The following is a 13,249-nucleotide window of genomic DNA, read 5'->3' on the forward strand; positions in this document are numbered from 1 at the left end:
ATCATTAAGAGAATTGAAGAACAACTTGTGTGGATTTTTACTGATTGATCGATCGAAATATTATCATTGATTGATTGGTTTAAATTACTCGAAGTTTATTTGAGCGAAATTTAAGTCAGAAAATTGATGAGCCAGAATTGGCACCTTGTCTTTAATAAGGTGCAAAATGATTTTTAACTGAAGAGTTTGATCATGGCTCAGATTGAACGCTGGCGGCAGGCTTAACACATGCAAGTCGAGCGGAGTGATGGTGCTTGCACTATCACTTAGCGGCGGACGGGTGAGTAATGCTTAGGAATCTGCCTATTAGTGGGGGACAACATTTCGAAAGGAATGCTAATACCGCATACGTCCTACGGGAGAAAGCAGGGGATCTTCGGACCTTGCGCTAATAGATGAGCCTAAGTCGGATTAGCTAGTTGGTGGGGTAAAGGCCTACCAAGGCGACGATCTGTAGCGGGTCTGAGAGGATGATCCGCCACACTGGGACTGAGACACGGCCCAGACTCCTACGGGAGGCAGCAGTGGGGAATATTGGACAATGGGCGGAAGCCTGATCCAGCCATGCCGCGTGTGTGAAGAAGGCCTTATGGTTGTAAAGCACTTTAAGCGAGGAGGAGGCTACTTTAGTTAATACCTAGAGATAGTGGACGTTACTCGCAGAATAAGCACCGGCTAACTCTGTGCCAGCAGCCGCGGTAATACAGAGGGTGCAAGCGTTAATCGGATTTACTGGGCGTAAAGCGCGCGTAGGCGGCTAATTAAGTCAAATGTGAAATCCCCGAGCTTAACTTGGGAATTGCATTCGATACTGGTTAGCTAGAGTGTGGGAGAGGATGGTAGAATTCCAGGTGTAGCGGTGAAATGCGTAGAGATCTGGAGGAATACCGATGGCGAAGGCAGCCATCTGGCCTAACACTGACGCTGAGGTGCGAAAGCATGGGGAGCAAACAGGATTAGATACCCTGGTAGTCCATGCCGTAAACGATGTCTACTAGCCGTTGGGGCCTTTGAGGCTTTAGTGGCGCAGCTAACGCGATAAGTAGACCGCCTGGGGAGTACGGTCGCAAGACTAAAACTCAAATGAATTGACGGGGGCCCGCACAAGCGGTGGAGCATGTGGTTTAATTCGATGCAACGCGAAGAACCTTACCTGGCCTTGACATAGTAAGAACTTTCCAGAGATGGATTGGTGCCTTCGGGAACTTACATACAGGTGCTGCATGGCTGTCGTCAGCTCGTGTCGTGAGATGTTGGGTTAAGTCCCGCAACGAGCGCAACCCTTTTCCTTATTTGCCAGCGAGTAATGTCGGGAACTTTAAGGATACTGCCAGTGACAAACTGGAGGAAGGCGGGGACGACGTCAAGTCATCATGGCCCTTACGGCCAGGGCTACACACGTGCTACAATGGTCGGTACAAAGGGTTGCTACCTAGCGATAGGATGCTAATCTCAAAAAGCCGATCGTAGTCCGGATTGGAGTCTGCAACTCGACTCCATGAAGTCGGAATCGCTAGTAATCGCGGATCAGAATGCCGCGGTGAATACGTTCCCGGGCCTTGTACACACCGCCCGTCACACCATGGGAGTTTGTTGCACCAGAAGTAGCTAGCCTAACTGCAAAGAGGGCGGTTACCACGGTGTGGCCGATGACTGGGGTGAAGTCGTAACAAGGTAGCCGTAGGGGAACCTGCGGCTGGATCACCTCCTTAACGAAAGATTGACGATTGGTAAGAATCCACAACAAGTTGTTCTTCATAGATGTATCTGAGGGTCTGTAGCTCAGTTGGTTAGAGCACACGCTTGATAAGCGTGGGGTCACAAGTTCAAGTCTTGTCAGACCCACCATGACTTTGACTGGTTGAAGTTATAGATAAAAGATACATGACTGATGATGTAAGCTGGGGACTTAGCTTAGTTGGTAGAGCGCCTGCTTTGCACGCAGGAGGTCAGGAGTTCGACTCTCCTAGTCTCCACCAGAACTTAAGAGAAGTTCGGATTACAGAAATTAGTAAATAGAGATTTAGATCTTGGTTTATTAACTTCTGTGATTTAAGTATCACGGTATTAAGCATGACCTGACGAAGGCATGTTTATTCATTAACAGATTGGCAAAATTGAGTCTGAAATAAATTGTTCACTCAAGAATTTAGATTAAGCAATTAATCTAGATGAATTGAGAACTAGCAAATTAACTGAATCAAGCGTTTTGGTATATGAATTTAGATTGAAGCTGTACAGTGTTTAAATACACAGGCAACAGATAGTAGCGATGAAGAATCGCACGGACAACACTCACTTGTAAGTGTTGACGACTGTTTGGGGTTGTATAGTCAAGTAATTAAGTGCATGTGGTGGATGCCTTGGCAGTCAGAGGCGATGAAAGACGTAATAGCCTGCGATAAGCTCCGGGGAGGCGGCAAATATCCTTTGATCCGGAGATTTCTGAATGGGGGAACCCACCTACTTTAAGGTAGGTATTGCAACATGAATACATAGTGTTGCAAGGCGAACGAGGGGAAGTGAAACATCTCAGTACCCTTAGGAAAAGAAATCAATTGAGATTCCCTTAGTAGCGGCGAGCGAACGGGGATCAGCCCATTAAGTTATGTGTGTTTTAGTGGAACGCTCTGGGAAGTGCGAACGTAGAGGGTGATATTCCCGTACACGAAAGGGCACACATAATGATGACGAGTAGGGCGAGGCACGTGAAACCTTGTCTGAATATGGGGGGACCATCCTCCAAGGCTAAATACTCCTGACTGACCGATAGTGAACCAGTACCGTGAGGGAAAGGCGAAAAGAACCCCTGTGAGGGGAGTGAAATAGATCCTGAAACCGCATGCATACAAGCAGTGGGAGCCGACTTGTTCGGTGACTGCGTACCTTTTGTATAATGGGTCAGCGACTTATATTCAGTAGCGAGGTTAACCGTATAGGGGAGCCGTAGAGAAATCGAGTCTTAATAGGGCGTTTAGTTGCTGGGTATAGACCCGAAACCAGGCGATCTATCCATGAGCAGGTTGAAGGTTGGGTAACACTAACTGGAGGACCGAACCCACTGTCGTTGAAAAGCCAGGGGATGACTTGTGGATAGGGGTGAAAGGCTAATCAAGCCTGGTGATAGCTGGTTCTCCCCGAAAGCTATTTAGGTAGCGCCTCGGACGAATACCATAGGGGGTAGAGCACTGTTTCGGCTAGGGGGTCATCCCGACTTACCAAACCGATGCAAACTCCGAATACCTATGAGTACTATCCGGGAGACAGACTGCGGGTGCTAACGTCCGTAGTCAAGAGGAAAACAATCCAGACCGCCAGCTAAGGCCCCAAAATCATAGTTAAGTGGGAAACGATGTGGGAAGGCATAGACAGCTAGGAGGTTGGCTTAGAAGCAGCCACCCTTTAAAGAAAGCGTAATAGCTCACTAGTCGAGTCGGCCTGCGCGGAAGATGTAACGGGGCTAAAACTATGTGCCGAAGCTGCGGATTTGACTTTTAGTCAAGTGGTAGGGGAGCGTTCTGTAAGCCGATGAAGGTGTATTGAGAAGTATGCTGGAGGTATCAGAAGTGCGAATGCTGACGTGAGTAACGACAAAACGGGTGAAAAACCCGTTCGCCGAAAGACCAAGGGTTCCAGTCCAACGTTAATCGGGGCTGGGTGAGTCGACCCCTAAGGCGAGGCCGAAAGGCGTAGTCGATGGGAAATTGGTTAATATTCCAATACTTCTGTGTAATGCGATGAGAGGACGGAGAAGGTTAAGTCAGCCTGGCGTTGGTTGTCCAGGTGGAAGGAAGTAGGCATGCATCTTAGGCAAATCCGGGGTGCTCTATGCTGAGATCTGATAGCAAGCTGTACTTGTACAGCGAAGTGGCTGATACCATGCTTCCAGGAAAAGTCTCTAAGCTTCAGTTACACAGGAATCGTACCCGAAACCGACACAGGTGGTCAGGTCGAGTAGACCAAGGCGCTTGAGAGAACTCTGCTGAAGGAACTAGGCAAAATGGTACCGTAACTTCGGGAGAAGGTACGCTGCTGACGGTGATGACCCTTGCGGTCTGAGCTATTGGCAGCCACAGAAACCAGGCCGCTGCAACTGTTTATTAAAAACATAGCACTCTGCAAACACGAAAGTGGACGTATAGGGTGTGATGCCTGCCCGGTGCTGGAAGGTTAATTGATGGGGTTAGCGTAAGCGAAGCTCTTGATCGAAGCCCCAGTAAACGGCGGCCGTAACTATAACGGTCCTAAGGTAGCGAAATTCCTTGTCGGGTAAGTTCCGACCTGCACGAATGGCATAATGATGGCGGCGCTGTCTCCAGCAGAGGCTCAGTGAAATCGAAATCGCTGTGAAGATGCAGTGTACCCGCGGCTAGACGGAAAGACCCCGTGAACCTTTACTGCAGCTTGACATTGAACTTTGACCTTACTTGTGTAGGATAGGTGGGAGGCTTTGAAGTTGGAACGCTAGTTCCAATGGAGCCGTCCTTGAAATACCACCCTGGTAATGTTGAGGTTCTAACTCTGCCCCGTAATCCGGGGCGAGGACCATGTCTGGTGGGTAGTTTGACTGGGGCGGTCTCCTCCTAAAGAGTAACGGAGGAGTACGAAGGTGCGCTCAGCGTGGTCGGAAATCACGCGTAGAGTATAAAGGCAAAAGCGCGCTTAACTGCGAGACCCACAAGTCGAGCAGGTACGAAAGTAGGTCTTAGTGATCCGGTGGTTCTGTATGGAAGGGCCATCGCTCAACGGATAAAAGGTACTCTGGGGATAACAGGCTGATACCGCCCAAGAGTTCATATCGACGGCGGTGTTTGGCACCTCGATGTCGGCTCATCTCATCCTGGGGCTGAAGCAGGTCCCAAGGGTATGGCTGTTCGCCATTTAAAGAGGTACGCGAGCTGGGTTTAGAACGTCGTGAGACAGTTCGGTCCCTATCTACCGTGGGCGCTGGAAATTTGAGAGGATCTGCTCCTAGTACGAGAGGACCAGAGTGGACGAACCTCTGGTGTACCGGTTGTGACGCCAGTCGCATCGCCGGGTAGCTATGTTCGGAAGGGATAACCGCTGAAAGCATCTAAGCGGGAAGCCTACCTCAAGATAAGATTTCCCTAGGACTTTATGTCCTCTAAAGAGCCGTTCGAGACTAGGACGTTGATAGGTTGGATGTGGAAGCATAGTGATATGTGAAGCTGACCAATACTAATTGCTCGTGAGGCTTGACTATACAACACCCAAGCAGTTGTATATAAAGCATCAATCGATTCATTAATATGCAAAGCAACTTGATTTAGTTATATGCTTAGCTAAAATGAACAACTAAAGTAAGATTCAATCAGCCCATCTGTAAAGATTTGGAAAACGCATCGGCATATTAAGACCAATGCAAGTATCCATACCAGTTGTGCTGGCGACCATAGCAAGAGTGAACCACCTGATCCCTTCCCGAACTCAGAAGTGAAACCTCTTAGCGCTGATGGTAGTGTGGGGTTTCCCATGTGAGAGTAAGTCATCGCCAGCTCATTATTCTAACACCCCGGTCTCGAAAGAAACCGGGGTGTTGCTTTATGCATGAATTAAATGAAATTGAAGAATTAATCAATTTTAGGCAATAAAAAGGACTCTAGAAGAGTCCTTTTTTATATGGGGAGGAAATTTCGAATTCATTCTGATTTAAAAATGAGCTCCCAGTCTTACATATGGACCCTTAAATTCAAACTTAAGATCATTATTATCATAGTCATCTAAATCAATATTAAGTAGATCGATTACATTTTTATATGGAAACTTATTCTTTAAACTGGAAAAGTAAATAGGATGAATATAAAGAGTAAGAACGATGAAATATCAAGGAAGTTGCCATTGCGGTCAGATTAAATTTGTAGTGGAAGGAGAGTTGTCAGAGGTTTTATCTTGTAATTGTTCAATATGTCAAAAGAAAGGCTCATTGCTTTGGTTCTTACCCAGTAATCAAGTTAAAGTTTCTTTAGAAACGCCTGAAATTTTAGCGAACTATACTTTTAACAAACATGTGATTAATCATCATTTCTGTAAAAATTGTGGTATTCATCCTTATGCTCAAGGCATAGATGCAGAGGGTAATTCTATGTTTGCGATTAATGTTCGATGCATAGATGATATAGATTTAGAAAAAATAAAAATAAATTATTTTGATGGACGTTCAGTTTAATAATTATAAGGATTTATTCAATGACAACTAAAAAGCAATTAACTCCAACAGAATTAGATTCACTGTTTGAACTATTAAAGAAGAGATTTGAAAAGAACACACATCGCCATAAAGAAATTGATTGGACAAATGTGCGGGCTAAATTATTAGAATCGCCTGAAAAATTATGGTCATTGCAAGAAATGGAAAACACTGGAGGAGAACCTGACGTTGTCTCTTATGATCAACAGAAGGATGAGTATTTATTTATCGATTGTTCTCCTGAGACACCCAAAGGTCGTAGAAGCCTTTGTTATGATCGTGAGGCTTTGGAATCCAGAAAAGATCATCCTCCTAAAAACAGTGCAATAGATCTAGCTAATGAAATGGGAATCGAGCTTTTAACTGAAGAACAATATTTTCAGTTACAGCAAATTGAAGAGCTTGATCTTAAAACATCGAGTTGGCTCAAAACCCCAGCTGAGATTCGTAAGTTAGGTGGAGCACTTTTTGCTGATCGTCGGTATGGTCGGGTCTTTATTTATCATAATGGGGCCCAATCCTATTATGCTGTTCGTGGTTTTCGCTGCTGCTTAAGAGTATAGGCGTTGTACATAAATAAAAATAATTCTGTTTGATGTTTTATGCCAAGAAAATGGAAATTCTTGCAACTTTTGATTGACTGTAAACATGACAAGATATGTTCAGGAATTAAATAAAAACATCAGGACATTTCTAAAAATGCAATTCAACCCAATTTACTATAATGAACAACACATTGCTTTTGCTGACAATGTTCGTCGATTTGTACAAAAAGAAATGGCACCTTTTGTGAATGAGTGGGATGAGGCTGAGACATTTCCTAGAGAGCTTTATAGAAAGGCAGCTGAAATTGGCCTATTAGGTCTAGGTTTTTCAGAAGAATATGGTGGTATTCCTGATGCAGATCCATTTTATTCATTGCTGGCTGGTATTGAAATGGCAAAGGCGGGTTCTGGGGGAGTACATACCTCACTCATGGTACACACAATTGGCGCCCCTCCCATTCAGCACTTTGGAAGTGAGGAGTTAAAGGCTAGAGTCCTACCAGGTATTATTTCCGGTGAAAAAATTTCTGCTTTAGCTATTACAGAACCTGGTGGTGGCTCGGATGTCGCTGCATTACAGACTAAAGCTGTTCGTGACGGTGATTACTACATTGTTTCGGGTGAGAAGACATTTATCACATCGGGGATTCGTGCAGATTACTATACAGTTGCAGTGCGTACAGACCCAACTAAAACGGGGGCAGAAGGTATTTCAATGTTGCTCGTTGATGCGCATAGTGAAGGAATTACTAAAACACCTCTAAAGAAAATGGGGTGGTGGGCTTCAGATACAGCTCATTTGCATTTTGACCAAGTACGAGTACCTGCATCAAATCTGCTCGGCAAAGAAAACGCTGGTTTTAAAGTTATTATGAATAACTTTAACATGGAGCGGTTTTTCTTGGGAGTAGTCGCTTATGGGTATGCATTAGTCTGTTATGAAGAAGCTTTAGAGTGGGCGCAACAACGGAAAACTTTTGGTAAGCGATTAATTGATCATCAAGTGGTTCGTCATAAATTGGTAGATATGGCAACACAATTGACCTCAACACGGGCATTGCTTGAAGAAACTGCATGGAAAATGACTCAGCCGAAGTTACAAGGGCCTGAGTTGGTGGCACAAATTTCAATGCTTAAAAATGTTGCGACTCGCACTATGCAATTTTGTGCTGATGCAGCTGTCCAAACATTAGGTGGTATGGGCTTTATGCGAGGTACCAAGTCGGAACGTATTTACCGTGAGGTGAAGGTCAATATGATTGGTGGCGGTGCTGAAGAAATTATGAAAGATTTGATTAGTAAGCAGTTGGCTTACTGATTTTTATAAGGTGGTCATTTAGCCACCTTTTTTTATTTCAAAGCCATTTCCCAGACCATTTCGGTTAACTCATCAATTTTGACTTTACCCTCAGCTTTATACCAAGTTACGGTCCACGAAATTGCACCACCAACTAATCTTCGCCAAATAAAGGCATCATGCTTTACCTTGCCTTCAGTGCGTAACTTTTCAATAACATCTAACCAAATTTGCTCATATTCATTACGCATTTTTAAAAGATAATCTTGTTTTTCTTTTGACAGGGCAAACCATTCATAAACCAAAACAGCCATGGCTGCACCTGTATCTCCAGTAATTGAAATGAGTTCAGCTTTAATAAGAGCACGTAACTGTTTTTCTGGATCCGTAGATTGAGCTGCCGCATCTTGTAAACGAGCAAGATTGTAAATAATGGTTTCCTCCATCACGTGAGCGAGGATGTCATCTTTACTTTTAAAGTGATGAAATAAGCTACCTGATTGAATTCCAATAAATTGAGCAAGTTCGCGTACAGTGGTTTTATCATAGCCTTGTTTGTGAAATAGATAGGCAGCCCCCCGTAATAAACGACCACGTGGGTTATCGTCAAAACAAGAGATATTTGGAATCTGTTCAATTGAAGTAGCAATCATGCGAAAGCCGAATCCTTTATATAAAAATACTTAACAGAAAAGGTTGCCAAATCTCATCATGTTTTAGCTGAGCTGTCGAGTTTGGCAGTTTTGGTCAATTTCACAATAACATTTTGCTCTTTACAAACCAAGCGCTTGCTTGGTAATGTTGAGTGTAATTTTTAAACAAAATAATGAGAAATAAGATGGCAAGTAATCAACAGGATGATGAGCGTGTCGTAAAAATAGGTTGTGCCTCAGGTTTTTGGGGAGACACCAATACTGCTGCTTTCCAATTAGTACATCTAACCGATATTAATTATTTGGTTTTTGATTATTTGTCAGAGATCACTATGTCGATTATGGCAAAAGCGAAGATGGTGGAACCAAAGCATGGCTATGCATTGGATTTTGTCAGCCGAGTGATGGCACCTCTACTTAAAAAAATTGCAGAAAAAAAGATTAAGGTAATTAGTAATGCTGGTGGTGTTAATCCATTGGCGTGTCGAGATGCCTTGCAAAAAATAATTAAAGAATATGGTCTAGATCTGAAAGTTGCGGTGGTTTTAGGCGATGATCTTTTAGCGCAGCATGAACAACTCAAACAGCAAAATATTCAGGAAATGTTTAGCGGTGAAGCTTTACCAGAACAGGTGGCAAGCAGTAATGCTTATTTAGGTGCGGTGGCTATTCGCGATGCTTTAAATTTAGGCGCAGATATTGTGATTACTGGCCGTGTGGTTGACTCCGCTGTGGTGCTTGCCCCTTTACTTCATGAGTATCAATGGTCTTTAGATGACTACGATAAGTTGGCACAAGGCTCGCTGGCAGGTCATGTCATTGAATGTGGTGCGCAATGTACAGGCGGTAATTTTACCGATTGGCAATTGGTACAAGGCTTCGACAACATGGGGTTTCCAGTGGTTGAAGTGAGTGAAGATGGTTCATTCGTTGTGACTAAACCACAGGGGACAGGTGGTCTGGTTTCTACTGCTACAGTTGCAGAGCAAATTGTTTATGAAATAGGTAATCCTCAAGCATATTTACTACCCGATGTAATTGCTGATTTCAGTCACGTGCATTTAGAACAAATTGGGGAGCATCGAGTTCGTGTGACGGGAGCAAAAGGACAAGCACCGACTACACAATATAAAGTCAGTGCAACTTATCCTGATGGTTATCGGGTTTTAGTCAGTTTCTTAATTGCAGGACGTGAGGCACCACAAAAAGCACAAGTCATTGCCGATGCGATTTTGGCGAAATGTGAGCGTGTTTTAGCAATGCGTTCGGTGCCACCTTTTAGTGAGAAGTCTGTTGAAATCTTAGGTATTGAAAGTACCTATGGAGCACATGCTCAGGCTTTAAATAGCCGTGAAGTTGTGGTCAAAATAGCTGTAAAACACATGTTTAAAGAAGCATGTATGTTCTTTGCATCTGAAATTGCACAGGCTTCAACAGGTATGGCTCCAGCCTTGGCAGGAATTGTCGGAGGTCGACCAAAAGCATCTCCAGTGATTAAGTTATTTTCATTTTTAATTGATAAAAATCAGATCAATGTCGAAATCGATTTTGATGGGAGCCGCTATCCGGTTGAGATTCCTCGGGGCATTTCTACAGAGCAATTCAATACTTTAGCAGCGGGTGAAAGTGCGGTTTATCAAGGGAATGAAATTGAAGTTCCTTTGATTGAAATTGCGCATGCCCGCAGTGGTGATAAAGGCAATCATAGCAATATCGGTGTGATTGCACGTAAAGCAGAATATTTACCGTGGATTCGTGCAGCACTAACTGAACAGACGGTTGCAAGTTATATGCAGCATGTCTTGGATGCAGAGAAAGGGCGCGTAATTCGTTATGAGTTACCGGGTTTAAATGCACTGAATTTTATGTTGGAGAATGCCTTGGGTGGCGGTGGTGTTGCAAGCTTACGTATCGACCCACAAGGTAAAGCATTTGCACAGCAATTATTGGATATGCCTGTAAAAGTTCCGGCACATCTTTTAGAAAAATAAAATGAATGGATGAAACAAAGATGAGTTATCAATCAATTTTTAGACCAGATGCTTTTGCTAATAAAGTCATTATTGTGACAGGTGGCGGCTCAGGAATTGGTCGTTGTACTGCACATGAGCTTGCAGCCCTCGGCGCGCAAGTGGTGATTACAGGACGCAAAATTGAGAAATTAGAGAAAGTAAGCCAAGAAATTATAGAAGATGGTGGTCAGGTTCATTTCATTGTTTGCGATAACCGTGAAGAAGAACAAGTAAAAAATATGATTGCGGAAGTGATTGAGAAATTCGGCAAACTCGATGGTCTGGTAAATAATGCAGGTGGCCAGTTCCCGTCAGCTTTAGAGAATATCTCAGCAAATGGTTTCGATGCAGTCGTGCGTAATAATTTGCACGCAACTTTCTATTTAATGCGTGAAGCTTATAACCAATGGATGGCAAAACATGGTGGCAGTATCGTCAACATGACTGCCGATATGTGGGGAGGTATGCCAGGAATGGGGCATTCTGGCGCTGCGCGTTCGGGGGTTGATAACTTAACTAAAACAGCATCGGTTGAGTGGGGGAAATCTGGTGTTCGTGTAAATGCGGTTGCACCGGGATGGATTGTGTCATCCGGTATGGATAATTATAGCGGTGATTTTGCCAAAGTAATTATTCCAAGTCTTGCTGGCAATGTACCGCTAAAACGTATGGGAACTGAGTCAGAAGTTTCATCGGCGATTTGTTATTTATTGTCCGATGCTGCAGCTTTTGTTTCTGGTGTAACTCTGCGTATTGATGGTGCTGCATCACAAGGAACACGCATGTATTCACTAGCTGATGCAACAAATAGTCAGTCCTATAATGGTTTCCACCGTGCATTTATTCCTGAAATCTTTCAGAAAAAGACTGAGGCTGAGGAGGAATAACAGTGACTATTCTCCAATCCGAAATTGCTGTTGGTAGTGAACAGTATCAAAAAAATAAAGAGGCACTACTTACTCAACTGAGTGAAGTCCGTGCAATTCAGCAAAAAAGTATTGATAAATCGTATGCGGCTAAACCTAAGTTCGATAAAAAAGGCAAGATTTTGCCGCATGAGCGTGTACGATTATTACTTGATGCCGATTCACCTTTTGTTGAGCTGTGTGGTTTGGTTGGCTATAACATGCATGATGATAAAGATGGTTCCGAAGCTGGTGGTGGAGTAATTGCTGGCATTGGTTTTGTCAGTGGTGTGCGTTGTCTAGTCTCTGCAAGTAATAGTGCCATCAAAGGCGGAACCATGTCACCCATGGGCGTACAGAAAACACAGCGTTTGCAAAAAATTGCCTTAGAACAAAAACTCCCGCTGATTACGCTGACCGAAAGTGGCGGTGCCAACTTAAATTATGCGGCAGAAGTATTTACCTATGGCGGCATGACCTTTGCCAATCAGGCACGTCTTTCTGCGGCAGGTATTCCACAGCTTGCAGTTGTTCATGGCAATGCAACGGCAGGAGGGGCTTATCAACCCGGTCTTTCCGATTATGTCATTGCTGTACGTAAACAAACTGAAATGCTTCTTGCAGGTCCACCTTTACTTTTAGCTGCGACTGGTGAAGTAGCAACAGCTGAAGAGTTGGGCGGAGCAGAAATGCATGCACAGGTTGCTGGAACAGCAGAATATTTAGCAGAAAATGACGCTGATGGTATTCGACTTGCACGTGAAATTTTTGAACATCTGAACTGGAAAGAGCAAATCAAACCAGTTGAAACGACTTATAAAGAACCTCGTTACGATGCCGATGAACTGTTGGGTGTGATTCCAAATGATCCTAAACAACCATTTAACATGAAAGAAGTGGTTGCGCGCATTATTGACGATTCAGATTTTCTAGAATTTAAACAGGAATATGATGATTTAACGGTATGTGGCTGGGCAAAAATTGGAGGCTTGCATATTGGCATTATCACCAATAATGGTCCGATTACCCCTCAAGGAGCAGCGAAAGCAGCTCAGTTTATACACCTGTGTGAACAGACCAAACGTCCATTATTGTTCTTGCATAACACCACAGGTTTTATGGTGGGAACCGATGCCGAACAAAATGGCATTATCAAGCATGGCTCGAAACTGATTCAAGCTGTTGCGAATTGTTCTGTACCTAAAATTTCGATTGTTGTGGCAGGCTCATATGGTGCAGGTAACTACGCAATGTGTGGTCGGAGTTTATCGCCAGACTTTATTTTTGCATGGCCAAATTCGCATGTTGCTGTAATGGGCGCTGCACAAGCTGGAAAGGTATTACGCATTGTGGCTGAAGGAAAGCAAAAAGCTTCTGGTCAGGAGCCTAATCCGCAAATGCTTGATTTTCTTGAGCAGAGTACGACCATGAAATTGGAGCAGCAATCTACCGCGATTTTCAATACGGCCATGCTACATGACGACGGCATTATCGATCCGCGAGATACCCGAAAATTATTAATTTTCCTTTTACAAACCATTTATGAAGCACAGCAACGAGAGCTAAATCCAACTCGTTTTGGTGTATCCCGTTTTTAATCAATCTTTACCGCAATTAAAAAAAATTAAT

The 13,249-nt window shown here is 43.8% G+C and carries 7 protein-coding genes, 2 tRNA genes, 3 rRNA genes and 1 pseudogene; 11 read left to right on the plus strand and 2 right to left on the minus strand.

Going from position 1 to position 13,249, the window contains the following annotated elements; genetic code table 11:
* Positions 1-174: 174 nt before the first annotated feature.
* The 5 genes from F886_RS00855 to rrf all read left to right on the plus strand — a co-directional run bounded on the left by F886_RS00855 (position 175) and on the right by rrf (position 5,518).
* Positions 175-1,712: ribosomal RNA gene (locus F886_RS00855) — 16S ribosomal RNA — on the plus strand.
* 59 nt (positions 1,713-1,771) lie between these two features.
* Positions 1,772-1,848: transfer RNA gene (locus F886_RS00860), tRNA-Ile, on the plus strand.
* A gap of 55 nt (positions 1,849-1,903) precedes the next feature.
* A tRNA-Ala gene (locus F886_RS00865) sits at positions 1,904-1,979 on the plus strand.
* Between the two features lie 352 nt (positions 1,980-2,331).
* Positions 2,332-5,224, plus strand: a 23S ribosomal RNA gene (locus F886_RS00870).
* Positions 5,225-5,403: 179 nt separating this feature from the next.
* Positions 5,404-5,518: ribosomal RNA gene (rrf, locus tag F886_RS00875) — 5S ribosomal RNA — on the plus strand.
* The 16S, 23S and 5S rRNA genes sit together here with 2 tRNA genes alongside, the layout of an rRNA operon.
* Positions 5,519-5,670: 152 nt before the next feature.
* Here rrf and F886_RS20490 read toward each other — a convergent pair.
* Positions 5,671-5,802: pseudogene (locus F886_RS20490) on the minus strand (hypothetical protein); the annotation flags it as partial.
* A 34-nt stretch (positions 5,803-5,836) separates the two neighbouring features.
* Here F886_RS20490 and F886_RS00880 point away from each other — a divergent pair.
* The 3 genes from F886_RS00880 to F886_RS00890 all read left to right on the plus strand — a co-directional run bounded on the left by F886_RS00880 (position 5,837) and on the right by F886_RS00890 (position 8,071).
* A complete protein-coding gene (locus F886_RS00880) occupies positions 5,837-6,187 on the plus strand; it encodes a GFA family protein (protein WP_005299851.1) in 351 nt (116 codons plus the stop codon).
* A gap of 20 nt (positions 6,188-6,207) precedes the next feature.
* On the plus strand, positions 6,208-6,771 hold the full coding sequence (locus F886_RS00885; protein ID WP_005299854.1) for a DUF4256 domain-containing protein: 564 nt from the start codon (positions 6,208-6,210) through the stop codon (positions 6,769-6,771).
* Between the two features lie 136 nt (positions 6,772-6,907).
* Entirely contained in the window at positions 6,908-8,071 is a 1,164-nt protein-coding gene (locus F886_RS00890) for an acyl-CoA dehydrogenase family protein (protein ID WP_005299857.1), read from the plus strand.
* A gap of 32 nt (positions 8,072-8,103) precedes the next feature.
* Here the strand turns inward: F886_RS00890 and F886_RS00895 are convergent, their stop codons facing one another.
* The gene (locus tag F886_RS00895) at positions 8,104-8,703 is read right to left on the minus strand and encodes a TetR/AcrR family transcriptional regulator (RefSeq protein WP_005299860.1); all 600 of its coding nucleotides are present in this window, start codon (positions 8,701-8,703) and stop codon (positions 8,104-8,106) included.
* A 185-nt stretch (positions 8,704-8,888) separates the two neighbouring features.
* Between F886_RS00895 and F886_RS00900 the strand changes: the two genes are divergently transcribed.
* Genes F886_RS00900 through F886_RS00910 form a run of 3 tightly spaced genes read left to right on the plus strand, consistent with a single transcriptional unit; the run spans position 8,889 to position 13,218 of the window.
* Complete coding sequence (locus F886_RS00900) at positions 8,889-10,694, plus strand: acyclic terpene utilization AtuA family protein (protein WP_005299865.1); 1,806 nt, start codon at positions 8,889-8,891, stop codon at positions 10,692-10,694.
* Positions 10,695-10,714: 20 nt separating this feature from the next.
* A complete protein-coding gene (locus F886_RS00905) occupies positions 10,715-11,602 on the plus strand; it encodes an SDR family oxidoreductase (RefSeq protein WP_005299869.1) in 888 nt (295 codons plus the stop codon).
* Positions 11,603-11,604: 2 nt separating this feature from the next.
* Positions 11,605-13,218, plus strand: a complete 1,614-nt coding sequence (locus tag F886_RS00910) for an acyl-CoA carboxylase subunit beta (protein WP_005299872.1) — start codon at positions 11,605-11,607, stop codon at positions 13,216-13,218.
* Positions 13,219-13,249 lie beyond the last annotated feature (31 nt).

The organism is Acinetobacter sp. NIPH 542 (assembly GCF_000369825.1).
Taxonomy (GTDB): Bacteria; Pseudomonadota; Gammaproteobacteria; order Pseudomonadales; family Moraxellaceae; genus Acinetobacter; species Acinetobacter oleivorans.